Below are 25721 nucleotides of genomic sequence, written 5' to 3'. Positions count from 1 at the left end.
GGGAGCCTAGGCCAGCCGGCCTGCCAGTTCGTGCAGCCGCAGGGCGAGTTGGATGTCCAGGGCCCGGTCCGCGCTGCGCCAGCCCTCGCCGAGCAGGCCGTCGGCCCGGTTGAGGCGCTGGTAGAGGGTGTTGGCGTGGATGTGCAGGTCCGCGCAGGTGCGGGCGTGGTGCTGCGCGTTGGCCAGGTACACCCCGATGGTGGCCGCCAGGTCGCCGCCCCGCCCCCGTACCCGGTCGTGATCGAGCAGCGGACCGACGGTGGTACGGACGAAGACCTGGGCCTCGTCGGCCCCTGCCTGGGTGAACAGGGAACGGTAGGCGCCCAGTTCCGCCGGCTCGGCCACCACACCGTGCCTGCCCAGCGCCCGCAGCATCGTCGCCGTCTGCCTGGCCTCCCGGTGCGCCCGGCGGATCTCCGCGACGCCCCGCCCGCACGCGGCGAGGCCCACGGGCCCGGCCGGACCGCGCTGTTCCACCAGTACTCTGAGCGCGGCCACGTCGAGACCCGGCACCAGGAACGTGATCTGGTCGCCGAGTTGAGCACTCCAGCCCGATGTCTCCTGGGCGAGCCGGGCGATCTGGTCGGCCGTGTGGTCGGTGTCGCGGGCGTCCACGACGGCGACAGCCGCCACGGAGTCCACGTCCATGCCCGCGCCCAGCGCCCGGCGCCGCACACCGGCCTCGTCCGCCTCGGCGGAGAGCAGCGAGGTCAGCACCTCGCCGCGGGTGCGCAACTGCGTCTCCAGGACCGAGCGTTCCAGCGCGGCCACCAGCGCCACGGTGACCGCGCCGATCGAAAGCAGCCGTACGTCCTCGTCGTGGAACGCGGCCTCCCCGGTCGCCACGAGCGAACCCGTGTGCCCGCCGCGCACCACCACGGGCAGGGCCACGCCGTGCCGGCCGTCGTGTTCGAACCGGCGCGGGGACTGCGGCTCGTCGTCCGCCCAGGGCCGCGGTCGCTCGCACGGCGGCCCGGCGACCAGCTCGCCGTGCGAGTCGAGGACCGACACCGTGAGACCGGTGGCGCCGGTGATGGCCTGTGCCACCTCGCGATAGCCGCCCCCGCCGACCACGACGCCGGTGAGCCGGTCGCGGAGTTCGGCCTCGGCGCGGCGCAGGGAATCGCTCCCGCGCAGCGTCAGGTTGGCCTCGCGCAGGTCCGCGATGAGCGCGGCGTTGCGCAGGGCCACCGCCGCGTGGGCCGCCAGCGCGGCGAGCAGCTCCACCTCGCGGTCGGTGAACCGGCGCGGGCTGCGGTCGGCGGCGAGCAGGACCCCGACCGGCTCGTCGTCGACGATCATCGGCACGCCCAGGATCCCGCCGAGCTGCTCGGCGGCCGCGGCACTGTCGACCGCGGGGGAGCGGTTGATGGCCGGGTCCTCGCGATAGCGGACGGTCGACTGCGGAGCACCGCTGCGCAGGACGAGTCCCCCGAGGCCCGTACCCGGTTCGAGTTCGATGCCCCGCAGGGTCGAGCCCATCGAGCCGTCGACGGTCTCGATGCGCAGCCGCCGGTCGTCGTGGAGCACCATGATGTAGGCGAGGTCGACGGAGAGCAGGCGCCGTGCGTGCGCCGCCACTTCCCGCAGGACTCCGCTGGACGCGGTGAGTGCCCCCAGGCGCCGGGCCAGGTCGTTGAGCGCCGAAAGCTCGGCCGACTCGCGCTGTTGCCTGTTCATGCGCCGCAGGATCTCGCGGGCGTGGGCTGCGGAGTCCTCGACTTCCCCGGCAGGCCGCCCCTCGGCGAGGAGCGCGAGGCGCAGCGCGTCGATCTCGTCGGGCGACGGAGCCTCGGACAGCAGCCGCAGCCAGCGGTTCTCACTCATGTGCACCCCCTCATGATGCAGCGGGCCCCGGAAGGCCACTGTGGAGGGTCTCTCCGTGGCGGAGGCCGGAACGTGGAGGTTGTGTCCGTACGGATCGCCGTGCCGCCGTGTTTCGATCGACATCAGCAGCACCGCCCGCGCCGGCCCGGCGGTACTGCGCCGAGGGGACGGATACAGGTATGCACGCCACCGGAAGGCCCGCCTCGGGGCGAACCCACCGAGAGGACACACGATGAGTACCACGGTCGTTCGAGCGATCCTCGAGCACATTCCTGCCGACCGGGTGCTCACCGATCCGGACAGCGTCGAGGCGTTCCGCCGTGACCAAGCGGCATGGGCGCCCAGCGGTCGCCCCGCGGCCGTCGTCCGCGCGACATCCACCCAAGACGTCGCCGACACGGTCCGCGCCTGTATCCGTCACCGCACCCCGGTCGTGGCCCGCGGAGCGGGCACCGGCCTCTCCGGGGGAGCCAACTCGGGCGAAGGGCACGTGGTCGTGGCGCTCGACGCCATGGACCGGATCGTCGAGGTGAGCCCCTTGGAGCGGCTCGCGGTCGTTCAACCCGGGGTGATCAACGACCACTTGCGGGTCGCGGTGGCCGAGCACGGGCTCTGGTACCCGCCCGATCCGGCCAGTTCTCCGTGGTCGACCATCGGCGGCAATGTGGCCACCAACGCGGGCGGCGTCTGCTGCGTCAAGTACGGCGTCACCGGTGACTATGTACTGGCCCTTGAGATGGTCAACGGACTCGGCGAGATCGTGCGGCTCGGACGGCGTACCGCGAAAGGCGTAGCGGGCTACGACCTCACGGGACTCGTCGTCGGGTCGGAAGGGACGCTGGGCATCATCACGGAGGTGACCGTACGCCTGCGGCCCCTGCCGCCGGCCGCGGTCACGGTCGCCGGGCATTTCGGTTCCGTCGTGGACGCGGGAGCCGCCGTACGCGCGGTCGCCGAGGCGGGGCTGACCCCCTCGGCGCTCGAACTGATCGACCGGCACTGCCTGCGCGCCGTGGACGCGTGGAAGAACATGGGTCTCTCGCTCGACGCGGACGTGGTGCTCCTCGGCCGGGTCGACGAGCCGGGCGAGACCGGCGCCGCCCAGGCCGAGCGCATGGTCGACTGCTTCCGCGCAGCGGGTGCCTCCTGGGCCGAGCGGTCCACCGACCAGCACGAGGCCGACGCTCTGTTCGCGGCCCGCAGACTCGCCTATCCCGCCCTTGAACGCCTGGGCCCGGTGCTCACCGAGGACGTCTGCGTGCCCAAGGAACGCATCCCGGAGATGCTCGGTCGCATCGAGAGGACCGCCACCCGGCACGACATCCTCATCGCCAACATCGCGCATGTGGGTGACGGCAATCTGCATCCCCTGTTGATCACGGAGCCCGGCGACGACGTCGCCCGCGCACGCGCCCAGGCGGCCTTCGAGGAGATCATCGCCGACGCGATCGACCTGGGCGGTACGGTCACCGGCGAGCACGGAGTGGGCCTGCTCAAGCGCCCGGGGCTGGCCGCGGAGGTCACGCCGGAGGTGATGGCCATGCAGCGGGCCGTGAAACAGGCCCTCGACCCGTACGGCGTGCTGAACCCCGGCAAGGTGCTGTCCTGAACGTCACCGTCGGGGGGGGCTCGCGGACGGGGCCTACGGCATACCCGGGGCGCCTTCCCCCGGGTCGTTGCGGCCCTCGGTCCTGGGCCGCGCCGCCAGCAGCCTGTCCACGCCGAGGAGCTGAAGGATCTGCCGTACGGCCCTGGAGGGGTGGAGCACGACGAGACGGCCACCCGCTGCTCGGCTCCGCTCGTGATGCGACAGGAGGGCGTTCACCCCGGAGGAGTCGATGAAGGTGACGTTGGCGAGATCCAGCTCGACCCTCTGGGCCATCAAAGGCTCCAGCACCGTCGTCAGCGACGGCACGCTGTCCATGTCCAGGTCCCCGCACACACGGATCAGTACGGGTTCGAGTCCCAGGACCGCATCCACATGCAGTGGTTCGGGTGAAGCGGGAGCCATGCTTCGTGGTCTCCTCACGTACGTGGACCAAGTCGGTCGGTGGCTACTCCTCCGTCGCGCATGAATATGCCCCGAAATGCTGCGCCGCACGCACGGCGTAAGTGGAACGCTGCTTCCAGGAACACCCCGGGCGGAGTCGGTGCCGTGCTGGGGTGGGCAGACCTCCGGATCATACGGTGCGTCTGCGCGGGCCCCGCCTGGAGTGCTCCCTCCTCGCGAGGCGAGGCCCGCTCCCTCGACCAAGTGCTCGGGAGCCCGCACGGCTCCCGGTCGGCGCGGCACTTGAGAGGCTGCCCTCGCTGGCATGCCTGCCCTCGTCACCGGCAGGTAGGCGGGCCATATCGCGTCAAGCAGAGCGAAGGCCCCGGGACACCTGCGAGGCTTTCTCCGCACCACCCTCGCCACGTGACCGGACAGGAGAAAGACACAGTGCAGAGCATTGGCATCATCGGGGTCGGCGAGATCGGCCGGGCCGTCGTGACGGGTTTGTGCGACGGGGCCGACGAGTCGCCGCAGGTGTTCCTCTCACCGCGCGGAGCCCGCACGTCAGCGGAGTTGGCCGCACGCCACGAGGGCGTACGGGTCTGCGCCGACAACCAGGAGGTGGTGGACCGCTCCGAGGTGGTGATCGTCGCCGTACGCGCGAAGGACCGGCACGAAGCATGCGCGGGCCTGAGCGTGGACGACGACAAGACGGTGATCAACGTCATGGCCGGCGTCGCCAACGACGACCTGCGCCGCATACTCGCCACCGACGCCGCGCTGGTGCGGGCCATCCCCCTGCCCTCCGCCCGCGAACGCCGCTCCGTCACGGTGACGTTCCCCTCCCACCCGGTGGCGGACGCCCTCTTCGAGCGGCTGGGCGGGGCGCAGCCGGTCGCGGACGAGGAGGCCTTCAACGTCTTCTCCGCGCTGACGGGAACGCTGACCACCCATTACGCGTACCTCGCCGCGCTCACCTCGTGGGCCGTCGGCCACGGCATCGCCTCCGACGACGCCGACCGCTACGTCCGCGGGCTCTTTCAGGCCGTCGGCCGCGCACTGGGCGACGAGAGCCGTTCCCTGGACCAGCTCGCCGCCGACCACGAGACGCCGGGCGGAAACAACGAACGCATCCGCACCACGTGGTTCGACCCGGCCAACTCGGCAGCGCTCGACAAGGCCTTGGACGGCCTGCTCACCCACCTGAGGTAGCCAAGGCGCCGGAACGGACACGTACGCGAGAGCGGGGCGCGCCCCGCGCGACTGCGGCCACTCGCGTACGTATCCGCCCTGTCGGCCTGTGCCTCAGACGCGTTCCAGGACCACCACGGGGATCTGCCGGTCGGTCTTGCGCTGGTAGTCGTCGTAGGCCGGCCAGGTCGCGGCCATCGTCCGCCACATGTCCGGCTTCTCGTCCGGGGTCGCGGTACGCGCACGGGCGGTGTAGCGGTCGCCCTTCACCTGCACCTGGACCTCGGGGTTCGCCTCGATGTTGCGGAACCACAGGGGCGGCTGGTCGGCTCCGCCGTTGGAGGCCACCACGAGCACGTCGTCGCCGTAGGGCTGGTAGATCAGGGGAGTGCTGCGCTGCTCACCGCTCTTGCGGCCGATGGTGGTGAGGATCAGCACGGTGGTGTTCTGCCAGTCGTGGCCCACCTCGCCATCGGTCTCGACGTAACGCTCGACGTGCTCTTTGCCGAACAGCATCTGCTGTCTCCTTCGTGTACTCGCTGGATCGTGCGTGTTCTGCCTGCGCTGACCAACTCTTCATGGTCACTCTGCGGTTTCCCGCCAGCGTGGCCGCGAATCGGCGCGCCCGGCCTAACGACACCCCGCCGGGCCGGCCATCCCCGATACGCCCGGTCGGCGCGGGAAGGGGCCCCTTCTACCCACTCCTTCTCGGCTGAAGACACCACCGAGGGAACTTCAGGCGTATGGACGGCTTGCGGGGGCGGTGTGTTTGCGCCCCCCAATACCCCCGCCCTCAGGCCTCGTTGGGCCGAACATGGACGATGACACGAGAGACCCGCGCTCCGCGCAGCCCCAAGGTCAACTCCTCACCGGAGCCTACTGGTTGGACTCCCTCGTCTACGCGGGAGACGAGTGCATGGGGTGCACGCGGGCGACGCACGAAGAGCCCGGCAGGACCCGCGGCGGCAAGGAGTACGGCCACGGACTCGCCCCGAGGTGAGCGGTGACCCTTTTACCGTGCGGTGTGGTGCGGCGGACGCCGGTCGGGGCATGTCGGCCTGAGGGAACTGCCAGCAGGTCGCCATCCCCCGTCCTTGTGGACCCAACCGCAGCCAGGCGGAACCCAGTTGTCTCAGGCTCCCGCCAGCTCGGCGTTCGCCCGCTCTGTGACCAGGGTCAACACGCGGCCCGCGATCGCCAGGTCCTCGGCCGGAATGCCGGCGTACAACCGGGCGGTGATCTCCGCGGCCTCGGCGCCGGTGTTGTCGTGCAGTTCCCGTCCGGCGTCCGTCAGGCGGACCGGGGACGCGTCCGCCGGGTCCGCCTCCAGCAGCTTCTTGGCCGTCAGCTCCTCGATCACGCCGCGCACGACCGACTCGTCGACCTTCAGTGAGCCGGTGACGTCGCCGACGAGTTCTTCATGGCCCATGGACCCGCCCCCGGTCACGAGGGACCGGAGCGTCACGTTCTGCTGGAACGTCGCGCCATGCCGGGTCAGTACGCCTTCCAGAAGGGCGCGCGAGGCGTAGTGGGCCAGGGCCACCACCCGGCCATTGGCCGTGGGTGCGGCTGTGGCCGCGGGTATGGGTGAGGTGGTGGGCGCGGTGGTGGTCATGTCTGCTCCTCGTTGTTCTCGGTGTGTGGATCAAGAGGTGCGTCGAGCAGGATCGCCAGCTCGTGGGTGAACTGTCGTGTGCGCGGGCTGCTTTGCCCGCCGAGCGGTTCGAGCAACTGGTCCAGCAGGCCCTGGACCACCTTGATCGCGCGACGTGTGACGTCACGTCCTTGCTCGGTGAGTGAAAGCTGCATGGCGCGTGGGTCGTTCGGATCGCGGGTACGTGCGACCAACCCGGCGGCTTCCAAGGCGCGGGCGAGCTTGGAGACGTACAGCGCCTCGAGCCCCGTGTGGTCGGCGAGCCGGCGCTGGCTGGGCTGCGCCCCGGAGCGCGACATGCCGTACAGCGACGCCATCAACGCGTACTGCGCATGGGTGAGGCCCAGCGGCCCGACCGCCCGGTCGACGGCCACCCGCCACTTCATCGACAGGCGCCAGACCAGAAATCCCGCCGTGGCGCCCTCAGTTGATGTACTCACAGGAAAGTACGGTACATGGCTACTATGTCCATGGCTACTATTTTCTTGCGACTCAGCACCCAGGGCCTGGCATCGAGTGCTCAGTGCCCGGGACCCGGCGCAAGATCTGTACGGTCTCGCCGCCTCTCGGCGGGCTTCAGTAAGGCAACCCCTCCGCCGCCGCACGCAGGGCCGCGAGCAGGCATGCGGTGATTTCCGCGCCGGACGCCTCGGGGTCGTCCGCGTACCGCTGGGCGAAGTCCTCCGCCGCCGCACGCAGCGCGCCGTTCAGGGTCGCCGCGTGGACCTTCACGCTCAGGTCGTCGGCGTTGCCGCCGGACCGCTGGGCCAGAAGCTCGGCGAGTACGGGCAGGGCCTCGTCGTGGGCCTGGAGCCAGACGGAGCGCAGGGCCGGGTCGGTGGAGGTCATCCGGATCAGGTCGAGGATGACAGGCGTGTCGGCGGACAGTTCGCCGATCCGGCAGGCCTCCGTGAAGAAGTCAAGGAGGCTCATGTCCGTTGGCCAGTGGCGCAGTTGCTCCACCGCGAAGTCGAGCCCGGCCGAGAGGAGAGGCAGTACGCAGCTCTCCTTGGTGGGGAAGTGGCGCCACATCGTGCGGGCGGAGATCCCCACCGCCTGCGCTATCTGCTCCCCTGTGGTGGCGGTGACACCTTGTGAGGTGAACAGACGGACGGCCTCACGGGCTATCTCGAAGCGGAGAGCCGCTTTCCGCCGTTGGACGAGCGACGGTCTGACGTCGGCTTCCGCCGTCCGCCCGCGCTCCGTGAATGGCGCCTCGCGCACTCTCGACTCTCCTCTGCCTGGATCACGGCAGCATAGCGAGCCGCCGGATGACTCATGCAGACGCCTTGTCACAGACTGACACCCAGCCTTACTCTCCCGTAAGTAACCAGCGGGTAACCCGCGTTGGTCTCTATGTCATGCGCACGTCAACACGTGCGCCGGTGTGCGCGCCATCGAGGAAGACGCCCCTTCCCACGTCCCGCCGTCAAGGAGCCACGCATGCCCCCTCCCAGCAGACGAGCCCTGCTCACCGGCGCCGCCGGACTCGCGGCCACGAGTGCACTGCCGTATCGGAATGCCGCAGCCGCGCCTGCCGCAGTACGCACGACCCGGGAGGAACACCGGGTCGTGATCATCGGGTCCGGCTTCGGGGGAGGCGTGGCGGCGCTCCGCCTGGCGCAGGCGGGCGTGCCGGTGACCGTGCTCGAACGCGGCCGGCGCTGGCCGACGGGACCGAACGCCGAGACCTTCCCCCGGGTGTCGGGCCTCGACAAGCGAATGCTCTGGTACGGCACCCTGCCGGCCGCGGTCAGGCCCCTCGCCGGACTGCTGGGAACCCCGCTGAACTTCGCGCCCTACGCGGGGCTCCTGGAACCCGTGCTGGGGGAGAACATCCTCAGTGTCTGCGCGGCCGGGGTCGGCGGCGGGTCGCTCGTCTACCAGGGCATGACCCTCCAGCCGTCGGAGGCGGTGTTCAACACCTGGCTGCCCGAAGAGCTCGACTACCGCCGCATGAACAAGATCCACTATCCGCGGGTCGCGAAGATGCTCCGGGTGGCCACCGCGCCCGACGCACTGGTCAGCAGCCCCCACTACGCGGCGGCCCGGATATTCGCCGAGCGGGTGCGCGGGGTCGGGTACGACCTGGAGAAGATCCCCATGCCGATCGACTGGGACTACGCCCTGGCCGAACTGCGCGGCGAGATGAAGCCGTCGTACACGAACGGCGACTGCGCCCTCGGCGTCAACAACGGCGGCAAGCACTCCGTCGACGTGACCTACCTGCGGCAGGCCGAGGCGACCGGCAAGGTCACCGTCGCGACGCACCACAACGTCACGTCGGTGGCGCGGGCCGCCGACGGCCGCTGGGAGGTGCGGGTCGACCGCACCGACGACGCAGGGCGGGTGCGGGAACGAAAGATCCTCACCGCACGCGGTCTGGTCATGGCGGCGGGCAGCGTCAACACCAGCAAGCTGCTCGTGCGCGCGGCGGCCACCGGCACCATCCCCGACCTGCCCGACGGCCTCGGCGAAGGATGGGGCACCAACGGCGACCGCATCTACGCGTGGACGAACCTGCGGGAGGACTTCGGCAGCGAGCAGGGCGGCCCGGTGGTCTTCGGCAGCAAGGCCTGGGAGAACCCCGACACCGCGAACACGATCATCCAGGCGTCGCTTCCGCCCCTGGGCCTCGACACCAGGACGACCATGCTGGTCGGTTTCGGGGTGAGCCCCGACCGCGGCCACCTCCGGTACGACGCTTCCACCGACTCCGTCTCGCTGCACTGGCCGTCGGGCGGCGACGCGGAAAGTCACCGGCACATCCACCGGCGGGTCTCCGAGGTGTCCAAGGGGCTCGGCGTGCTCACGGACACCAACTCCCTGGTCAACAGCACCTGGCACCCGCTGGGCGGAGCGGCGATGGGTGCCGTGTGCGACATCGACGGCCGCGTGCGGGGGCAACGCGGGCTCTACGTTCTCGACGGCGCGCTGATCCCCGGCACGACGGGAGCGTGCAACCCATCCATGACCATCGCCGCCGTGGCCGAACGGGCGATGGACGCCATCACCGCCCACGACATCGACACGATCATCTGAATCCCGAGCGAGGAGCACACCATGAGCCGCAAGAGACACCCTTCGCGCACTTCCCGTTCGGCCGAAACCCCCGCGAGCCCCGTCTCCGCGAGCACCGAGGAGTCGGCGCGCGGTGCCGCCCCGGCCCGTCTGCGCCTGGCGGCGGGCGCCGTCGTCGGCGCCGTCTGCGTGGGCCTGTCGGGGGCACCGGCCACCGCGGCCGACGGGGAGCCAGTCGTCTCCCGGGGAGTCACCATCCCCACCTTCTACAACCCGCCCGCCGAACTCCCCTCCGCCAACGGGGCGTTGGTCCGCACCGAACCCATGCCGCTCGGAGTGAGCATCCCGGGCCTCGACGGGCGCCCCATGCCGGGCACCGCGACCCGCCTGATGTACAAGTCCACCGACTCGACCGGGAAACCCGTCGCGGTGACCGGCGCCTACATCGAGCCCTCGGCCGCCTGGACGAAACCCGGGCCGCGCCCGCTGGTCGCGGTGGCCTCCGGCACCATGGGCCAGGGAGACCAGTGCGCTCCCTCCTTCGCCCTGCAGCACCCCCTGACCCTCAACGGCGAAACCGTGTCGGTGGGGTACGAGGCCCTCGCCATCTACCGGATTCTGGCCACCGGGGCGGCCGTGGTCATCACCGACTACGTCGGCCTCGGGGCCACCGACCGCGCACACACCTACGTCAACCGGCTCGACCAGGGGCACGCCCTGCTCGACGCGGCCCGCGCCGCCCGCTCCGTGCCCGGGGCGTCGGTCACCGCGGAGTCCCGCACCGGCCTGTACGGCTACAGCCAGGGCGGTGGCGCCAGCGCGGCGGCGGCCGAACTCCAGTCCTCCTACGCCCCCGACGTCCGCCTGACCGGGACCTACGCCGGCGCACCGCCCGCGGATCTGACCTCGGTCATGAAGGGCATCGACGGCAGTGCGCTGGCCGGGGCCCTTGCCTGGTCGATCACCGGATTCGCCCAGGCCGACCCCGACCTGCGCGCGGTCGTCGAAGCACACATCAACACCGCGGGGAAGGCCGCGCTGAAGGACGCCTCAACGATGTGCGTCGGCGACGCGCTGTTCGGCTACGGCTTCACCAAGAGCAACAAGTGGACCCATGACGGCAAGTCGGTCGGGGACATCATCGCCGCCGATCCCCGGGCGAAAGCGGCGCTGGACAAGCAGCGCATCGGCACACTCAAGCCCAACGGGCCGGTGCGCCTGGCGACGGGCGTCCAGGACGACATCGTTCCGCACGGCCAGGCCCGGCAACTGGCCGTGGACTGGTGCCGCAAGGGTGGCAACGTCACCTACGAACCCATCGCGCTGCCGAACCTCGGCGACAAGATCCTCACCAATCACCTCGTGCCTCTCATCACGGACCAGGGCGACGCCATTTCCTGGCTGACCGACCGGATCTCCGGCGAACCGGCACGTTCCAACTGCTGGAAGATGCCGCTCCAGCCCTGACCCCGTGATCGCCCGTCCCCGCCCCGGCCGCGACAGGCCTCAGGCAGGGACGGGCTTCTGGTCCACCTGGCCCACCTGGTCGAACGGCGGATAGTTCTCGCTTCCCGTGCGCTCGGCCGCCTCGATGTAGACGGCGAGGGCGTCACGGGACTGAGCAAGCCGGTGCATCTGGTCCTCCAGCCGCCCCAGCCGCGACCGCATCGCGGAAAGGAGCTCGGAACACCCGGGCAGCTCAGGTGCTTCCCCCACCGCACAGGGCAGTACGTACGCGATGTCCTCGGAGGACAGGCCCGCACCCAGCAGGTGCCGGATCTGCTTCACCCGCAGCACGGCGTCCTCGTCGTAGTCGCGGTAGCCGTTCGCCCTGCGGTCGGCCTCCAGAAGGCCCTGGGCCTCGTAGTAGCGCAACTGATGGGCGTTGACGCCCGTCCGACGACTCAGTTCCCCGATGCGCATCGAACCTCACTTGACCTTCATACCGGTATGAACGTTGACGATGCTGCCATGAACAACGAAACCGCTGCACCCGTATCAGTCATCGGACTCGGCCTGATGGGCCAGGCCCTCGCGGCCGCGTTCCTGAAAGCAGGACACCCCACCACCGTGTGGAACCGCACGGCCGCCAAGGCCGACCAACTGATCGCCCAGGGCGCGCTGCCGGCGCCGACGGTCGGGGACGCCCTCACGGCAAGTCCCCTGGCGATCATCTGCCTCACCGACTACCAAGCCGTGCACGAGTTGCTCGACGCGAGCGATGTCGCTCTGGGCGGCACGACGTTGGTCAACCTGACCTCGGGCGACTCGGCCCAGGCCCGGGAAGCCGCGCGCCTGGCCGAGCAGCGCGGCGCGCGCTACTTGGACGGCGCCATCATGGCCATCCCGGCGGGGATCGGCACCGCCGAGGCACTGATCCTGCACAGCGGGCCGGAGCCGGACTTCGAGGCGCACAAGCCGACGCTCGACGCGCTCGGCACCGTCAGCCACCTCGGTGCGGATCACGGGCTGGCGTCCCTGTACGACGTGGCGGGCCTGGCCATGATGTGGAGCGTCCTGAACGCCTGGCTCCAGGGCACCGCCATGCTCAGGACCGCCGGTGTCGACGCCGCGACGTACGCGCCGTTCGCGCGACAGATCGCCGCCGGGGTGGCCGAATGGCTGCCCGGATACGCCGAGCAGATCGACAAGGGGTCCTTCCCGGCCGAGGTGTCGGCCCTGGAGACCGACGTGCGGGCCATGGCGCATCTGATCGAGGAGAGCGAGGCGGTGGGCGTAAACGCCGAACTGCCGCGGCTGATCAAGGCCATGGCCGACCGTGCGATCGCCGCGGGCCACGGTGGCGAGCAATACCCCGTACTGATCGAGGAGTTCGTCAAGCCCCGCGTCGGCTGACCGGCCACCGGCCCCGGACGCCTCCGGCCGGTGGCGGTGACGCGGGGGTCAGCGCGGCCGCTACCGGCGGGAGGCGACCGCCAGTCGGTGAAGGTCTTCCAGGGCGTCGACGAGGACGGTGTGCTGGTGCCACTTGACCCAGGTGCCGACGGCCCGGCTGGTGGCGTCCAGGGACTGCAACTGCGCCTGGGTGAAGCCGACCAAGGGGTTGGCGTGATGGGAGGAGATGACACCGTGCACGGTGCCCTGCTCGTCGATCAGCGGAATGCTGTGGACGCCCCGGCTGCCGGCCGAGAGGATCACCCTGCGCGTCTCCTCGTCGAAACCGGCCGACGAGGCCACGTCCTTGACGGTGACCTGCTGGCTGGCGACGGCGGCCCGTGAGCAGGCGGTTCTTCCTTCGACGAACGCGAAGTAGTCGGTGAACTGACGGGGCAGGCCCGTGTGCTTCGCCATCCGCAGAACACCGTCCTCGATCAGCTGGACGTTGCCCATGTTCGTACCGGTCACGGTCAGGACGCGTTGCAGGGCGGCGCCCAGGACCTCGCCCTGGTTGGCGGGGTCGAGCGTTCCCGCCTCAAGCGCGGTCAGGTCGGGTTTCGGCTGCTGTGACCGCCCGCCGAACCACGACTTGGCCCCCGGTGCCGGTCCCGGCGTCCGGGCCACCGCGGCGGCCATCTGGTGCAGCTTGATGTTGGCTCGCTGGGACGCCTGGCGCAGCAGCGTGAACGCCGCCTCCGCGTTCGCCAGGCGATACCGCTCGACCAGGACACCCTCGGCCATGGCGATCCTGGGGCGCGCCCGCGCCTGGACCTCCAGCTCGGACACCTGGCCTCGCAGCTGCTCGGCGGTGGCTCTCAGCTCGTCGGCCTCGGCCCTCAGGGTGGGGGAGTCCTGAGGCGAGGGCTGATCCTCGGGCGGGGGCGCAGACGGAATGTTCGTCACGTTGTCTCCCATGGCGGCACCCTGGTCCGTACTCCTCGTCGATCGTGAGCAGCGCCGCGACGTCGCTGACGCCGCCCACCTCGGCCCCGTTCGCCGAAGAGGACCGCTGCTCACCACACCAGAGGTGACCTTAACTCGACGTGTGGAGGATGTGACGACCGGCCCTGGAAGTCAGCCGCACGCGGTAATGGTTGGAGGCGATGTGCCGGATTTGGGGCCCGAAACTGTACGGCTCCCGGGTCCGGCCGACCCCGCTGCCCTCGCCCACGCCGCCCGCTCTCCAGCCCCCAAGGCCGGGCAGCTCCTCGACGCGATGTCCACCGACTGACACCGACGCTGCCCGGGGTCGACTGGAGCCGCATCACCGACCGTACGGCTCCAGCCGCCGCCCTCCATGCGTGGAGGCGAGGCAACTCCCGCAGCCTCGCTCCGCCGGGGGCGCTTCGCGCGCGAGCCGATCGAGGGGGAGCCTCGGTCCACGCGCCCCCAGCCGCTGCCGCACTCGCGCGGCGACGGCCGGACACGCACAGCGTCCCACTGCGAGGGCGGCCTGTCCCCCTGTCGGTGCCATCCCGAACAGGCCGCCCTCGCACCGGTGTCGGTGGCGTCCGCGCGGGAGGACGCCGCTCCCCTCACAGCCGCTTCCCTCACAGGGAAGCGCGGGCCTGTTCGCGTACCCATGCGGGATCGGGGTTGACGTGGGGGCGGCCGGCCACGAAGACCGTCGGAACGGTCTCATCGCCCTCGTTGACCGCCCGCACCGCGGCGGCCCCGGCCGGATCACGCCAGATGTCGACCCAGTGCACCTGGCGGGCGTCGAGCCCCAGCCGGATGCGCATGCGCATGCAGTACGGGCAGCCCGACCGCCAGTAGACGATCGGCCGGCCGTCGGTCGCGGCGCGGCGTTGTGCGTCCAGCGCACCGATCGACTTCGGGAAGAACAGCGGTGAGTGCACCCCCGCGAGCAGCAGGAACACCAGCAGGAGCGCCGCGGCCGCGCCGGGGTGGCCCGTGGAGGCCGAGCCGGCCGCGGCGAACGAGCCGCAGATCACCAGCAGCAGGGGGAGAATCCAGGCGCGCATCATGAGGACGCAGGCTATCGGCGAACCGAAGCGCCCCGACAGTGCCCCCGTACGAGGGTGTCACCCCGGTGTTCGCCAGCGCGGGGCTCGGTCGTCAGGGATGTCCGGTGAAGCGAAGTGGAAGGGCACGCCGAGGTGATCGGCCAGCGCGCGGCCGGCCTCGGTGGCGGCGGTTGCGGGCGAGCGGCCGGGGAGGTGGTGGATGACCGCCACGTGCCCTTCCCCCTGCGGCTCGTCCAGGACCGCGACCAGCTCCACGAACCAGTCGTGCACGGTGTCGCCGTCCCAGAGGGCCTCGACGGCGACCACGCGGCCGGGGAGAGCCGCGGCACGGGCTGCGAGTGAGGGCGTGTCGAGCGGGTCGGGGGGTGTGCGCCGCACCTGGTCGCCGAGGGCCTCGTAGCGCGAGTGGACCACCAACTGCGCGTCGAGCAGCCCCAACCCCAGTGGGCGCAAGGCTTCCCAGACAGATCTGACCGCTGCCATCCGGCGGTCACGGAGCACGTCCGCGTCGACCTCGCGGCGGATCTGGCCCTCCAACTGGCCCCACCAGTCGCTCACTTGGCCGCCGCCTCACTTGCCGCGGCGGGTGTCGCGGGCCCGGTCGCCGGCGTCATGGAAGCCGCCGCTCGCCGATGATCCCCTCGATGATTCTCATCAGCCGATCCCCCGCCTGGTCGATGCTTCCGTTCTGCGTGCTGACCTGCGCGCCTTCGAGCAAGAAGGTGATCTCGGCCGCGGTCTGTCCGGGATCGGGCAGCCCGGCCTCGGAGCACATCCCGACCAGCCTGCGGGTCTGGTGCGCCTTGTGTTCCTCGATCACCCGCCGTGCCGGATGGTCGCCGTCGGGCAGCTCGGCGATGGCGTTGATGAAGGGGCAGCCCCGGTGCGAGATCGCGGGCAACCCCTCGGCGATGAAGCGGACCAGGCCCAGGATCTGCTCCCTGGGGCGGCCGGGGTGTTCCGCCTCGACCCGGTCGAAGGCCGCCTGGTAGTCGGCCGCGACGATCCGCAGCCACTCCGCGACCAGTGCGTCCTTGGTCTCGAAGTGCCGGTAGATCGCCATCTTGGTGGTCTCGGCCCGCTCGGCGATGGCCTGGACGCTCACCCGCCGGATTCCCTCGCGCTGGAAGAGCTCCTCCGCCGCGTCGAGGATGCGTTCGCGAGGCGGCAGCTTCGCCACCCTGCTGGGCCTGCCGGCGGTCGATGCCATGACTACTCCGTGAAGTCCTGTCAGTCGTGGGGCGTCGGGGGCCCCACATGCGCTGCTACGGTACCAGCCCGTCCCGAACGATACCGCTGGGTATCATCAGGGACTCGACGGTATCTTTCCTTCCGCTGGGAGTGACAGTGAGAATCAGCGAGTACGTGAACTTCGACGCGGTAGGGCTCGCGCACCTGGTCGCCGCGGGTGAGGTGACGCCCGCCGAACTGGCAGCAGTCGCACACGAGGCCGCGCAGGCGGTCAATCCGCGGATCAACGCCGTCGTGGAGGCATGGCCGGCCGCCGGCGAACCCATGCCCGCCGGCGCCCCACTGACCGGAGTCCCTTTCCTGGTCAAGGACATCGGAGTCGCCATGGCAGGCAGGCGCACGGAATTGGGCAGCCGTCTCGCGGCCGGCAACGTCGCCCCGGCCGACTCCTCGCTGATGCGTCGCTTCCGCCGCGCGGGCCTCGTGACGTTCGGGCGCACCGCGACACCGGAACTGGCCTACAGCATCACGACGGAACCAGTCCTGTACGGGCCGGTCCGCAACCCGTGGGACCTGGAGCGCAGCGCGGGCGGCTCCAGCGGAGGCGCGGGCGCGGCCGTCGCGGCCGGGGTGGTTCCGATCGCGCACGGCACCGACGCCGCGGGCTCGCTCCGTGTCCCGGCGGCCTGCAACGGGCTCTTCGGGCTGAAGCCGACGCGCGGCCGGGTTTCCATGGGCCCCGACGCCGACGAGATCTTCAACGGCCTGGCCGTGCAGGGCAGCGTCAGCCGGACCGTACGCGACAGTGCCGTACTGCTCGACCAGATACGCGGACCCGAGCCGGGCGACCCCTACTTCGCCCAGGAGCCGGCGCGGCCGTACGCGGAGGAAGTCACCCGGCCCCCGGGCACCTTGCGGATCGGGGTTCTCGGCCAGGCGTGGGGCGGGCGCCGCACGACCCCACCGGTGGCCGACGCCCTCGCGCGTACCGTGCGGCTGCTCGAAGCCCTCGGCCACCAGGTGGAGGAGTTCGAGGTCGGCCTCGGGGCCGCATGGGACGAGTTCGTTCTGGCCAACGCTCGCCTCATGACGGCGAACCTCACCGCCTTGGTGGACGAGCTGGCGGCCGCCTTCGGCCGGCCCGTCGACCCCTCGACCCTCGAACCGGAGACCCTCGCCGGCTACCACTACGGGCGGCGGGTCACCGGTCCCCAACTCGTCGGCGCTCTCGCGCTCCGCAACCGGGTCGCGCGCAGCCTGGCACGGCACTTCGACGCGCACGACGTGCTGCTCACCCCGACCCTGCCGGAGCTTCCGATGCCGCTGGGCGCCTATGCCCAGGGTGGGCGGACGCTGGACGGCCTCGGCTGGATCGACCGGCTCAACGACCGCTCGCCGTTCACCATGGTGTTCAACATGGCGGGTACGCCCGCCATGTCCGTGCCCGTGACGGCCGACGCCGGGACGGGGCTCCCGATCGGCATGCAGTTCGCCGCCGCATATGGGCGTGAGGACCGGCTCTTCCGCCTCGCCGGACAACTCGAACAGGCAAGTCCGTGGTCGGGCCGGACCCCGACGGTGTGGGCAGGGAACGAGTCCTAGCGCAGCACGGCGGACAGCAGGTCCGAGCCCAGTGCCGTCATCGCGGGCACGTTCAGGGTGTAGTGGATGTAGCGACCCTGCCGGCGGGCTGTCAGGAGGTCGGCGCGTCGCAGGGCGGCGAGATGGCGGGAGACCTCCGGGGGTGACAGCTCCCAGGTGTGGGCCAGTTCGCCGGTGGTGTGCGGGCCGCGGGCCAGGGTGCGCAGGAGCCGCAGCCGTACCGGGTGGGCGAGCGCCTCCAGCCGTAGCCTGACCGTCTCCAGGGACACCGGCTCCGGCGGGTTCGGCTCGACCACCGGGTACTGCACCACCGGTTGCCATCCGGGAGCGTGGACCACCACCAGGTGCGGGCTGCCGAAAACGCTGGGGATGAAGGTGACCCCGGCGCCGTGGGCGGCGGTCGATTTGTCCTGCAGCTTGTCCACGGTGATGCTGGCCCCGTCCGGCGCCAGCGCGATGGCACCGGAGACCGATGCGAGCGCCGCACCGATGCCCTGATGCTTCAGCAGGTCGTTCTTCAGGCGCAGATCGGCGGCGAGCCGTTCGGTCACACCGGCCCAGGAGCTGTCGAAGAAGGCTTCGGCGCACTGTTCGAGGGTGTGGCGCACGCGCGCCCGCACGGCGGCCGGGTCCGCGAGCAGCCGCTCCGCGAAGGCCTCCTGCCGGGCGCCACGGGCCTGGGCCAGGTCGAGGGCCCGCTCGCGCGCCCGCGCGTCGGTGAGCGGTGAGGGTGCGGTGAAAGGGGCCCGGTTGCCGCCGCACGTGGTGACGAGCGCGGCGGTCACGTATGTCTCGTCGTCGATCCGGTCCACGTCGTCCAACTCCTGGGCGAGGGTCGGCCGCGGGCGGGCGGGGAACAGGAAGTCGGCTTGCGAGGAACGCCAGAGGAACTCCGCCTCCCGCAGCCGCTCGGCCAACTCCGGGCGCAGCCGGGCCCGGACGTCCGCGCCCCAGTCCGCGAGATGCGGGTGATGCCCGGGGGCGGCCAACGCGTGCAGCATCGCCGTCAGTTCGGCCAGGGGAGAGGCGGTGAACCGCAGCCGGTCGGGCGGCAGGCCGGTGATGTCGATGCGCAGCGTCATCCGCTCATCATCGCTGGCCGGACGGCCCGTGACGGCGTCGGTTGACGGACCCCGTCAACCGACGGGACCACCACTGAGTCCGCCGTACCCGCGACGATGTGTGACGACGCGTCTTGTGACGACACGTCGACTCAGCGCTCCGGCGATCCCTAAGATGTCGATCATCGATGTGGGGTGACGGACGGGGTGGGTTGTGAACGACGTTCCATACACGGCGTGGCCGCGGATCGGAGGCCCAACTCCCTGGACTGCCTTGGACGATCACCTCCTTTACACCTGCCATGTTGTCATGGACCTCACGCAGGGCAAGCTCGGCGAGAGGCCGCCGGTGCCCTCGATGGCCCGCCTGTCACCCGGTGAGACATCGGTGGCGGTGGGGCCCGCGGCCCGTTCCACCTGGCGGGCCGTCGGGGACGGCTCGTACGCGTACAACACGACACTGGCCGTCGGGCGGCCCGGCTTCGTGATCGGGAGCATGGTCGGTTCGGCGCTCGGCAACGCGGCCCGTCGGCGTCAGGCGGCCGCGGATGCCCGGCCGCGCTGGGTGGCCGACGGCCATGGAGAGGTGACGGTCACCGACCGGCGGGCCTACTTCGGGCATCCGCAGAGCTCGCTGGACCTGGAATGGGGTGGTCTCGACACCGCGGATCTCGTCGCACCCGATGTCTTCCAGTGTTCCTTCCGGGACATGTACAACGGCTCGCCCCAGCTGATCCAGCTGCACGGCCTGTGGGCATCGCTGATGTTCGTCCTGGCCGCCCACGCCGCTTTCCCGGCCCATCCCCGGCTCCTGGGCGGGAACTGGCTGCCACCGGATTTCGAGACGAAGTGCCGGACGTACGGGCGGACGTGCCCTCAGGTGCGCTGAGCTCGGGCGCGTACCCGGCTCCGGGACCACGCCTTTCTATCTCCAACCTGTGTTGTTCCTAGAATGGACGGGTGGAGGACATCGATGCGATCGCGGTGCTGCAGGACCCTGTGCGGCGCCGACTGTACGAGTACGTGGCGGCCCAAGGCCGGGAGGTCGGCCGGAACGAAGCCGCCGAGGCGGCTGGGGTGGCGCGCACGCTCGCCGCGCACCATCTGGACAAGCTGACGGATGCCGGGCTTCTGGAGAGCGGTAGCCGACGCCTGACGGGGCGTTCGGGACCGGGCGCGGGGCGCCCCGCCAAGGTCTACACGCGGGCGCCGGGCGAGCGGTCGGTGTCGCTGCCCGCCCGCGACTACCGCACCGCCGCCGAGCTGCTGGCGGAGGCTGCCGAGCAGGCCGGTCTCGACGCCGGGCTCTGCGCGGCCGCGCGGCGCCGGGGGGAGGCCCTGCGAGGCACGGCCACCCCTTGCGGAGGCCTCGAAGAGGCGATGGAGATGCTGGCCGCGCGCGGCTACGAACCGCACAGGGAAGACCCCGAGGGAGCGGAAGGCGGGGTGCCGGTCGTTCGCATGCGCAACTGCCCCTTCCATGCCGTGGCCGAGCGCTTTCCGCCCCTCGTCTGCGGAATGAATCTCGCGTTGCTCGAGGGGCTGCTCGGTGCGGACGGTCCCGTTCGCGCTCGTATGGACGCGCGGCCGGGGGAGTGTTGCGTGGTGCTCGACTCTTCTAAAAACAATGAGGATTGACATAGAAAAGCCGGGCGTGCTGGGATGAGGCCATGACCGCATCCGAGCATGCCGCCCACCTCGCCGAGCTCAATGTCGCCACGCTCCTCCACCCCATCGACGACGAACGCATCGCGCCGTTCGTCGAGTTGCTCAATCCCGTCAACGCCGCCGCCGACGACGCCCCCGGCTTCGTGTGGCGGCTGGTGGAGGAGGGCGAGGGCGACGCCACGGGCATGCGCCCGGCGGGCGAGGACGTCATCGTCAACCTGTCGGTGTGGGAGACCCAGGACGCCCTGTGGGACTTCACCTACCGCAGCGGGCACCTGGAGGTGATGCGGCGGCGCCGCGAGTGGTTCGAGCGGCACATCGAGTCGCACATGGTCCTCTGGTGGGTCCCCGCCGGCCACGTCCCGACGGTCGGTGAGGCCCTGGCGCGGCTGGCTGACCTGCGGGCGCACGGACCCTCCCCGCGCGCGTTCACCTTCGCCTCGTCCTACACCGCGGCCGAGTCCGCCGACCACTTCCAGACCGCCGCGCCCACGCGGCCCGAGCAGAGCGCCGCACACGCGCGGCCGATGCCCGCCGGGGACGCGGCGGCGGTGTAGGGCCGGGACACCGATGAGTTCCACCTCGCCGGGTCGTCTGTACAGGGGAAGCACCCCTTCCGCGTTCGCGGAGGCCCGACGAGATGACGAGGAGCGTACACATCGTGGACCAGGAGTACGTGAGCGCCACCCTGACCGTCGATGCGCCCGCCGCCGACGTGTTCGCGGTACTGGCGGACCCGGCGACTCACTCCGCGATCGACGGCACCGGCTGGGTCCAGAAACCCGTCGACCGCGCGCAGTTGACCGAGGAGGGGCAGATTTTCCGGATGGGCATGTACCACCCCGACCACCCGGACGGTGACTACCAGGTGGCCAACAAGGTCGAGGTTCTCGACCCACCCCGGTCCATCGGCTGGCTGACGGGGGAGGAGAAGGAAGGCGGCCGCCTGGAGTTCGGCGGCTGGATCTGGCGATACGACCTCACGCCGCTCGGTCCGTCCCGGACCGAAGTCACGCTCACCTACGACTGGACGGCGGTGCCGCAGTTCATCCGGGATTACCTCGACTTCCCGATGTTCGGCCCCGAGCACCTCACCAATTCACTGCACCACTTGGCCGAGCTCGCCGCGCCGGCATCCCGGACCTGACCGGCCGTTGTGCCGCCCGGGTGGGTGGCGCGTGCTTGGTAGGTTGCCCTGTCATGAACCCGACTGCCTCCCACGCACGGCTCCAGAGGCGCGCCAAGAACGCGGAGGCGTGGGGTTTCCTGCTGCTGGCCGCGGGCGTCGCGCTGTGGGCGTGGTTCGCCCTGGCCCTGGCCCTGCCCTATGACGCCGACGGCACCTCGTGCGAGTCACGGCTGTTCACGGACGGCCCCACGGCCAACGCATCCGCGAGCTATTCCGATGCGTGCGGCGCCCAGCGGGACTGGCCCAAGATGCTCGGCATCCTCGGGCTGTCCGTGCCGGCATCCGTCGCGGGAGCGCTGCTCCACACCAGCGGCAAGGCTTCCATACGGCTCAACGAGCACGCCGTCGAGATCGCCCGGCTGAAAGAGCTGGTCGACCGACGCGACTCGTAGGGGAATTGACACCTGGGGCCGGGCAGTCACGCTGCCCGGCCCCACGTGCGTCTCGCCTCCGCCTATTCGTGGCACAGGAGTCCGGTGCGCAGAGCGGCGAGCGTGCTCGACAGGAGGCGTGAGACGTGCATCTGCGAGAGGCCAAGGGCGGCGCCGATCTGGGCCTGGGTCATCTCCTGGCCGAAACGCATCTCGATGATGCGGCGTTCGCGTTCGCCGAGGCCGGCCAGAAGGGGGGCCAGGGCATGCAGATCCTCGAACACCGCGATGGCCGGGTCCTCTTGGCCCATGGTGTCGGAGAGGGAACGGCCGGTGGTGTGGGCCCCGCCTTCCTCGCCCTCGCTGCGCGGGCTGTCCAATGACCCGGCGGCGTAACCATTGGCCGCCACGATCACCTCCAGGACCTGTTCCTCCGTCACCGCGAGCTCGGCCGCGAGTTCCGCGACCGTCGGTTCGCGGCCCAGCGCCGAGGACAACCGCTCCTGGGACTTGACCAGTTGGAGGCGCAACTCCTGCAGCCGCCGCGGCACGTGCACGGCCCAGCTCGTGTCACGGAAGTAGCGTTTGATCTCCCCGAGGATGTAGGGAACGGCGAAGGAGACGAACTCGAAGCCGCGGTCGAGGTCGAACCGGTCGATCGCCTTGATCAAGCCCACGGTCCCGACCTGGACGATGTCCTCCAACTGGCCGTTGCCGCGGTTGCGGTAACGGCCGGCCACGTAGTGCACCAGGGAGAGGTTCATCTCGATCAGGGTGTTGCGCGTGTACAGATAGGCGGGAGAGCCCTCCTCAAGCGTCCGGAGCTCCTCGAAGAAGAGCTTCGACAGCTCCCGGGCGTCCTTCGGCGCCACCTGGTCGGCTTCCTCGATCCGTGGCAGCCCGTCGCTCTCGCCCCGCGCCGCCCGCAGCCCGCTCTCGCCCCGCGCCGCCCGCAGCCCGTCGCTCTCGCCCCGCGCCCGCGGCCCGTCGCTCTCGCTCCACGCCCACTCGGCCGGCTCGGCGGCTTCGTCCACGTCCGCCGTTGCCCGCAGAAACATCGTCCGGCTCCTCGCTCTCTCTCGTTCCGCACTGCTCAGCTCGCGGTGACCGTGAAGGTGTTGCCCTCACGGTCCGCCAGCACGGCTTCGCGCCGATTAAGGGCCCCTTCGGGCGGTGCGATGACGCGCCCGCCCCAGCCGATGGCCGCCATGGCGGCCACGTCGACGTCGGCCACGTGGAAGCACGGGTGCCAACCGGACGGCGTGGCGTCCCTGAACGCGGCGACCGTGCGCAGCCCGTCGCGCACCTCGATCTGCCCGCGCGTGTACTCCACCTCGCAGCAGTCACCTGACGTGCCGGCCCAGTCCAGTACGTCCCCGTAGAAGTAGGCGGCGGCGAAGATGTCCCGGGTACGCAGTTCAAGCCGGGCGACAGGGCCCGCGCCCACCTTCCAGCGCTGGTCGGGGGCGCGTTGGCGCAGGCCGAACACCGCTTCCTGCTGGCCCGCCGCCATGGCGAGCCGCCCGGTCTCGGTGCTCAGGGGCCCTACGGCGACGGTGGCGCCGCGCTCACGCAGCCGCCCCACCGTGGCGTCCACGTCAGCGACGCCGAAATAGGGAATCCACCCGGCCGAGACGCCCAGCTCGCACGAGGCCTGGCTGAGGCTTCCGACCGGTGCGCCGGCCCGCAGCGCCAGAAACCGCGCCCTGCCCGGCGGGCCGAGCAGCGGGACATGACACCAGCCGAGGACCCGGGCGTAGAACTCCTTGGCCGCCACGGCGTCAGCGGAGGCCAGGCTCAGCCAGCACGGCGCGCCACGCTTCCTGCCCGTGGCCCCCGTGGTTCCCGAAGCCCTCACGGCGCCCTGCTGCGGGCCGTCGCCGTACGGGGTGGCCCGCGGCTCGCCCGGTGGCGGCACCAGGCGCAGCCCTCCGGCCCGGCGGAACGGCCTGATGCCGGTCCCCGCGCCGCCTGCCTCCCGGGCCCTGACTCCCACGTGCGGAGCGGCCCTCTCTCGCCGCTGCTCACGCTCCCTGCTCACACCGATGTCCCTTGGCACAGCGCCCTCTCCCCATCTGGTTCCGGCGGTCTCGCCAGTGGTTCCGCAGACGGGAGGCGCCATACCGGGACCTTCCTCACCCATCCAGGGGACCAAGGCCCCGACCTGGCCGGTGCCGAAAGCCCCGCTCCCGCCCCAGGGCGGGGCGGCGTGCGGGCGGGCGCCCGAAGCGGGCCGATGGTCCCGTTTGGGGATCACCGGACCTCAGGGTGCAGACGATCCGCCTCTGGGTGGAGACGGTCCGCCTCCGGGCGCGCGGAGCTCGGCCACCGCGCGCCGCGCCTCCTCGCGCACACCGGGATCGGGGTGAGCCACAAACGGCTCGACGCAGGACAGTGCACGCCTGTCGTGCGTCGCCGACAGGCTGAACAGGACGTACTCCAACAGCTGAGGTGCGAAGGCACCGCCATGGGCGGCCACGGAGCGAGGACCTCGAAGGGGATCTCGTGACGGGCGCAGGCCTCACCGACGGCGTGCAGGGCGGACTCCCGCACCGCGTGTTCCGCGTCGGCGACCGCCACCCGGACGAGCAGGCCGACGGCTCGCTCGGCGTCGGCCTGCTCCGAGCACCCCGACGCCAGAAGATCGCCGAGTTCGTCGGCCCCGACCTCGCGCCGACGCGCGTCAGCGCCGGTGAGCGCCAGGAGCGCCGAATCGAGCTCTTGCCGTAGCGGTCGGTACTCGCCCACCGGGAGCCTCAGCCGCGCCTGCCGTCCCTCACACCCGCCGCCCCGGCGAAGGCACCACGCCCGCGACCACGTGAGCCGTCTGTCGACCGAGGGCCGACACGACGGGGTCATCGGCCGGCACGCAGTGCCCCGCGGCGGGGTCGTGCACGCAGCCGAGTACCCCGGCGTGGTGGGTGGCCGGCTCGGACAACCGGGAGTCCCAGCCGTGGGAGAGCAGCGCTTCGTGCAGCTCGCGCGAGGAGTCGACGGGCACCGCCTCGTCGGCAGTGCCGTGCACGAGCCGGACGGGGATCGGCGTCACCGAAGAGCCCACTACTTGGAGGGGCACGGCGCCCGTGGTGCGCGCCGGGCGCCGGTAGCCGCCCGCGATGCCCACCACCGCGGCGGGCGGCGGTCCGTCGAATGCCTCCGGCTGGAGGGCTACGCCCACCGCGGCGCCGGCCCCCGCCGACCATCCCGCGAGGATCAACCGGCCTGGCCCGTCGCTGAGTTGGTGAACGTGGTCGTGTGCGTACCGCAAGGAGTCGACGAGGTGTTCCCGTCCGCCGTCGGGCCGGTCCGAGCGCCAGTCAGGGACAAGGACACGGGGACCGAGCTCGGCTATCTCCCGGGCCAGCGCGGCCATCACGTGCCGTTCATCGGGCCCCGTTCCGTGCCACAGCAGCACACACCGGTCGTCCTGCTGCCCGGAGGTGTAGATGTCGAGCGGTTTGCTGTCGCCGCCGGTGGTGTAGGACACCGTCCGGGTCGTGATCGTCAAGTCCGTTCCTCCAGGCCGGGCGGGGTCGCGGGACGAACCAGCCCTCGTATCCGAAAAAAAGTCGCACGGAGATGTCGAGAACGCGTGACCGGCTCCGTCCCCGTGGTGAACGCGACCACAATGGGTCGCATCAGCACCGAGGAGAACATCATGGCCAAGTACCTGCTGCTCAAGCACTACCGTGGCGCCCCGGCTCCGGTCAACGACGTTCCGATGGGCCAGTGGACGCCCGAGGAGATCTCGGCGCACGTGCAATACATGAACGACTTCGCGGCCCGCCTCGAGGAGAGCGGTGAGTTCGTCGACGGCCAGGCGCTCGCCCCCGAGGGAACGTTCGTCCGGTACGACGGTGAGGGCCGCCCGCCGGTCACGGACGGCCCCTTCGCCGAGACCAAGGACCTCATCGCCGGCTGGATGGTGATCGACGTCGACAGCCACGACCGCGCGCTGGAACTCGCCGGGGAACTGTCGGCGGCCCCCGGCGCGGGCGGCAAGCCGATCCACGAGTGGCTCGAGGTCCGCCCGTTCCTGGGCGCGCAGCACACCGTCACCGAGTGAA

Annotated in this window: 29 protein-coding genes; 14 read left to right on the top strand and 15 right to left on the bottom strand. The window is 71.1% G+C overall.

All coding sequences use genetic code 11. The features are described from left to right. Positions 1 to 6: 6 nt before the first annotated feature. Complete coding sequence (locus ACWGIH_RS20070; RefSeq protein ID WP_453445549.1) at positions 7 to 1827, bottom strand: GAF domain-containing protein; 1821 nt, start codon at positions 1825 to 1827, stop codon at positions 7 to 9. Between the two features lie 232 nt (positions 1828 to 2059). Here ACWGIH_RS20070 and ACWGIH_RS20065 point away from each other — a divergent pair, with 232 nt between their 5' ends. After that, positions 2060 to 3436, top strand: coding sequence for an FAD-binding oxidoreductase (locus tag ACWGIH_RS20065; protein WP_453445547.1), 1377 nt, complete (start codon positions 2060 to 2062; stop codon positions 3434 to 3436). Positions 3437 to 3469: 33 nt separating this feature from the next. Here ACWGIH_RS20065 and ACWGIH_RS20060 read toward each other — a convergent pair whose 3' ends face one another. Next, complete coding sequence (locus ACWGIH_RS20060; protein WP_453445545.1) at positions 3470 to 3838, bottom strand: STAS domain-containing protein; 369 nt, start codon at positions 3836 to 3838, stop codon at positions 3470 to 3472. A gap of 429 nt (positions 3839 to 4267) precedes the next feature. Between ACWGIH_RS20060 and ACWGIH_RS20055 the strand changes: the two genes are divergently transcribed. Next, positions 4268 to 5032 (top strand): NAD(P)-binding domain-containing protein, encoded by a 765-nt coding sequence (locus ACWGIH_RS20055; RefSeq protein ID WP_453445543.1) that lies wholly within the window; start codon positions 4268 to 4270, stop codon positions 5030 to 5032. A 93-nt stretch (positions 5033 to 5125) separates the two neighbouring features. Here the strand turns inward: ACWGIH_RS20055 and ACWGIH_RS20050 are convergent, their stop codons facing one another. Continuing rightward, positions 5126 to 5527 (bottom strand): nitroreductase family deazaflavin-dependent oxidoreductase, encoded by a 402-nt coding sequence (locus tag ACWGIH_RS20050; protein WP_453445541.1) that lies wholly within the window; start codon positions 5525 to 5527, stop codon positions 5126 to 5128. A 298-nt stretch (positions 5528 to 5825) separates the two neighbouring features. Here ACWGIH_RS20050 and ACWGIH_RS20045 point away from each other — a divergent pair, with 298 nt between their 5' ends. Beyond that, on the top strand, positions 5826 to 6011 hold the full coding sequence (locus ACWGIH_RS20045) for a hypothetical protein (protein WP_453445540.1): 186 nt from the start codon (positions 5826 to 5828) through the stop codon (positions 6009 to 6011). 132 nt (positions 6012 to 6143) lie between these two features. Here ACWGIH_RS20045 and ACWGIH_RS20040 read toward each other — a convergent pair whose 3' ends face one another. The 3 genes from ACWGIH_RS20040 to ACWGIH_RS20030 form a co-directional block, all read right to left on the bottom strand. Beyond that, on the bottom strand, positions 6144 to 6626 hold the full coding sequence (locus ACWGIH_RS20040) for a MarR family winged helix-turn-helix transcriptional regulator (RefSeq protein WP_453445538.1): 483 nt from the start codon (positions 6624 to 6626) through the stop codon (positions 6144 to 6146). After that, complete coding sequence (locus tag ACWGIH_RS20035) at positions 6623 to 7105, bottom strand: MarR family winged helix-turn-helix transcriptional regulator (RefSeq protein WP_453445537.1); 483 nt, start codon at positions 7103 to 7105, stop codon at positions 6623 to 6625. The genes ACWGIH_RS20040 and ACWGIH_RS20035 overlap by 4 nt, the downstream gene beginning before the upstream one ends. A 136-nt stretch (positions 7106 to 7241) precedes the next feature. Then, on the bottom strand, positions 7242 to 7889 hold the full coding sequence (locus ACWGIH_RS20030; protein WP_453445536.1) for a TetR/AcrR family transcriptional regulator: 648 nt from the start codon (positions 7887 to 7889) through the stop codon (positions 7242 to 7244). 219 nt (positions 7890 to 8108) lie between these two features. Between ACWGIH_RS20030 and ACWGIH_RS20025 the strand changes: the two genes are divergently transcribed. Then, the gene (locus ACWGIH_RS20025; RefSeq protein WP_453445534.1) at positions 8109 to 9707 is read left to right on the top strand and encodes a GMC oxidoreductase; all 1599 of its coding nucleotides are present in this window, start codon (positions 8109 to 8111) and stop codon (positions 9705 to 9707) included. A 21-nt stretch (positions 9708 to 9728) separates the two neighbouring features. Continuing rightward, positions 9729 to 11153, top strand: a complete 1425-nt coding sequence (locus ACWGIH_RS20020; RefSeq protein ID WP_453445532.1) for a lipase family protein — start codon at positions 9729 to 9731, stop codon at positions 11151 to 11153. A 39-nt stretch (positions 11154 to 11192) separates the two neighbouring features. On the opposite strand, the gene ACWGIH_RS20015 is transcribed toward ACWGIH_RS20020, so the two are convergent. Then, positions 11193 to 11609 (bottom strand): MerR family transcriptional regulator, encoded by a 417-nt coding sequence (locus tag ACWGIH_RS20015; protein WP_453445530.1) that lies wholly within the window; start codon positions 11607 to 11609, stop codon positions 11193 to 11195. 48 nt (positions 11610 to 11657) lie between these two features. On the opposite strand from ACWGIH_RS20015, the gene ACWGIH_RS20010 reads away from it, so the two are divergent. Continuing rightward, a complete protein-coding gene (locus ACWGIH_RS20010; protein ID WP_453445528.1) occupies positions 11658 to 12542 on the top strand; it encodes an NAD(P)-dependent oxidoreductase in 885 nt (294 codons plus the stop codon). A gap of 60 nt (positions 12543 to 12602) precedes the next feature. Here ACWGIH_RS20010 and ACWGIH_RS20005 read toward each other — a convergent pair whose 3' ends face one another. From ACWGIH_RS20005 to ACWGIH_RS19990, 4 genes are all read right to left on the bottom strand, one after another. Next, positions 12603 to 13499: an ANTAR domain-containing protein gene (locus tag ACWGIH_RS20005; protein ID WP_453445526.1), complete on the bottom strand. Its 897-nt coding sequence runs from the start codon at positions 13497 to 13499 to the stop codon at positions 12603 to 12605. A gap of 635 nt (positions 13500 to 14134) precedes the next feature. Beyond that, positions 14135 to 14572 carry a glutaredoxin domain-containing protein gene (locus ACWGIH_RS20000; RefSeq protein WP_453445524.1) on the bottom strand — a complete coding sequence of 146 codons (438 nt, stop codon included), beginning with the start codon at positions 14570 to 14572 and terminating at the stop codon, positions 14135 to 14137. Between the two features lie 57 nt (positions 14573 to 14629). Beyond that, positions 14630 to 15130 carry a hypothetical protein gene (locus ACWGIH_RS19995; RefSeq protein WP_453445523.1) on the bottom strand — a complete coding sequence of 167 codons (501 nt, stop codon included), beginning with the start codon at positions 15128 to 15130 and terminating at the stop codon, positions 14630 to 14632. Positions 15131 to 15182: 52 nt separating this feature from the next. Next, positions 15183 to 15782: a TetR/AcrR family transcriptional regulator gene (locus ACWGIH_RS19990; protein ID WP_453445521.1), complete on the bottom strand. Its 600-nt coding sequence runs from the start codon at positions 15780 to 15782 to the stop codon at positions 15183 to 15185. A 137-nt stretch (positions 15783 to 15919) separates the two neighbouring features. Here ACWGIH_RS19990 and ACWGIH_RS19985 point away from each other — a divergent pair, with 137 nt between their 5' ends. Beyond that, positions 15920 to 17365 carry an amidase gene (locus tag ACWGIH_RS19985; protein ID WP_453445519.1) on the top strand — a complete coding sequence of 482 codons (1446 nt, stop codon included), beginning with the start codon at positions 15920 to 15922 and terminating at the stop codon, positions 17363 to 17365. Here ACWGIH_RS19985 and ACWGIH_RS19980 read toward each other — a convergent pair. Beyond that, on the bottom strand, positions 17362 to 18447 hold the full coding sequence (locus ACWGIH_RS19980) for a DUF5937 family protein (RefSeq protein WP_453445517.1): 1086 nt from the start codon (positions 18445 to 18447) through the stop codon (positions 17362 to 17364). The two genes, ACWGIH_RS19985 and ACWGIH_RS19980, sit on opposite strands and share 4 nt — an antisense overlap. A gap of 289 nt (positions 18448 to 18736) precedes the next feature. On the opposite strand from ACWGIH_RS19980, the gene ACWGIH_RS19975 reads away from it, so the two are divergent. From ACWGIH_RS19975 to ACWGIH_RS19955, 5 genes are all read left to right on the top strand, one after another. Then, a complete protein-coding gene (locus ACWGIH_RS19975; protein WP_453445515.1) occupies positions 18737 to 19315 on the top strand; it encodes a hypothetical protein in 579 nt (192 codons plus the stop codon). A gap of 71 nt (positions 19316 to 19386) precedes the next feature. Next, on the top strand, positions 19387 to 20064 hold the full coding sequence (locus ACWGIH_RS19970; protein ID WP_453445513.1) for a helix-turn-helix transcriptional regulator: 678 nt from the start codon (positions 19387 to 19389) through the stop codon (positions 20062 to 20064). A gap of 32 nt (positions 20065 to 20096) precedes the next feature. Further along, a complete protein-coding gene (locus ACWGIH_RS19965; RefSeq protein WP_453445512.1) occupies positions 20097 to 20651 on the top strand; it encodes a DUF3291 domain-containing protein in 555 nt (184 codons plus the stop codon). Between the two features lie 83 nt (positions 20652 to 20734). Then, positions 20735 to 21241, top strand: coding sequence for an SRPBCC family protein (locus ACWGIH_RS19960; RefSeq protein ID WP_453445510.1), 507 nt, complete (start codon positions 20735 to 20737; stop codon positions 21239 to 21241). A 53-nt stretch (positions 21242 to 21294) separates the two neighbouring features. Beyond that, entirely contained in the window at positions 21295 to 21675 is a 381-nt protein-coding gene (locus ACWGIH_RS19955; protein ID WP_453445508.1) for a hypothetical protein, read from the top strand. Positions 21676 to 21737: 62 nt separating this feature from the next. On the opposite strand, the gene ACWGIH_RS19950 is transcribed toward ACWGIH_RS19955, so the two are convergent. Continuing rightward, a complete protein-coding gene (locus tag ACWGIH_RS19950; RefSeq protein WP_453445506.1) occupies positions 21738 to 22712 on the bottom strand; it encodes a SigB/SigF/SigG family RNA polymerase sigma factor in 975 nt (324 codons plus the stop codon). Between the two features lie 35 nt (positions 22713 to 22747). Continuing rightward, entirely contained in the window at positions 22748 to 23695 is a 948-nt protein-coding gene (locus ACWGIH_RS19945; RefSeq protein ID WP_453445504.1) for a VOC family protein, read from the bottom strand. A gap of 464 nt (positions 23696 to 24159) precedes the next feature. Here ACWGIH_RS19945 and ACWGIH_RS19940 point away from each other — a divergent pair, with 464 nt between their 5' ends. Continuing rightward, on the top strand, positions 24160 to 24384 hold the full coding sequence (locus tag ACWGIH_RS19940) for a hypothetical protein (RefSeq protein WP_453445502.1): 225 nt from the start codon (positions 24160 to 24162) through the stop codon (positions 24382 to 24384). A gap of 46 nt (positions 24385 to 24430) precedes the next feature. Here the strand turns inward: ACWGIH_RS19940 and ACWGIH_RS19935 are convergent, their stop codons facing one another. Continuing rightward, positions 24431 to 25162: an alpha/beta hydrolase gene (locus tag ACWGIH_RS19935; protein WP_453445500.1), complete on the bottom strand. Its 732-nt coding sequence runs from the start codon at positions 25160 to 25162 to the stop codon at positions 24431 to 24433. A 150-nt stretch (positions 25163 to 25312) separates the two neighbouring features. Here ACWGIH_RS19935 and ACWGIH_RS19930 point away from each other — a divergent pair, with 150 nt between their 5' ends. Continuing rightward, positions 25313 to 25720 carry a YciI family protein gene (locus tag ACWGIH_RS19930; RefSeq protein ID WP_453445498.1) on the top strand — a complete coding sequence of 136 codons (408 nt, stop codon included), beginning with the start codon at positions 25313 to 25315 and terminating at the stop codon, positions 25718 to 25720. Position 25721: the final 1 nt, after the last annotated feature.

It is taken from the genome of Streptomyces sp. NPDC054872 (genome assembly GCF_053610705.1).
The sequence above is the reverse complement of the archived record's forward strand: the minus strand, read 5'-3'. Positions and strand labels throughout refer to the sequence as shown.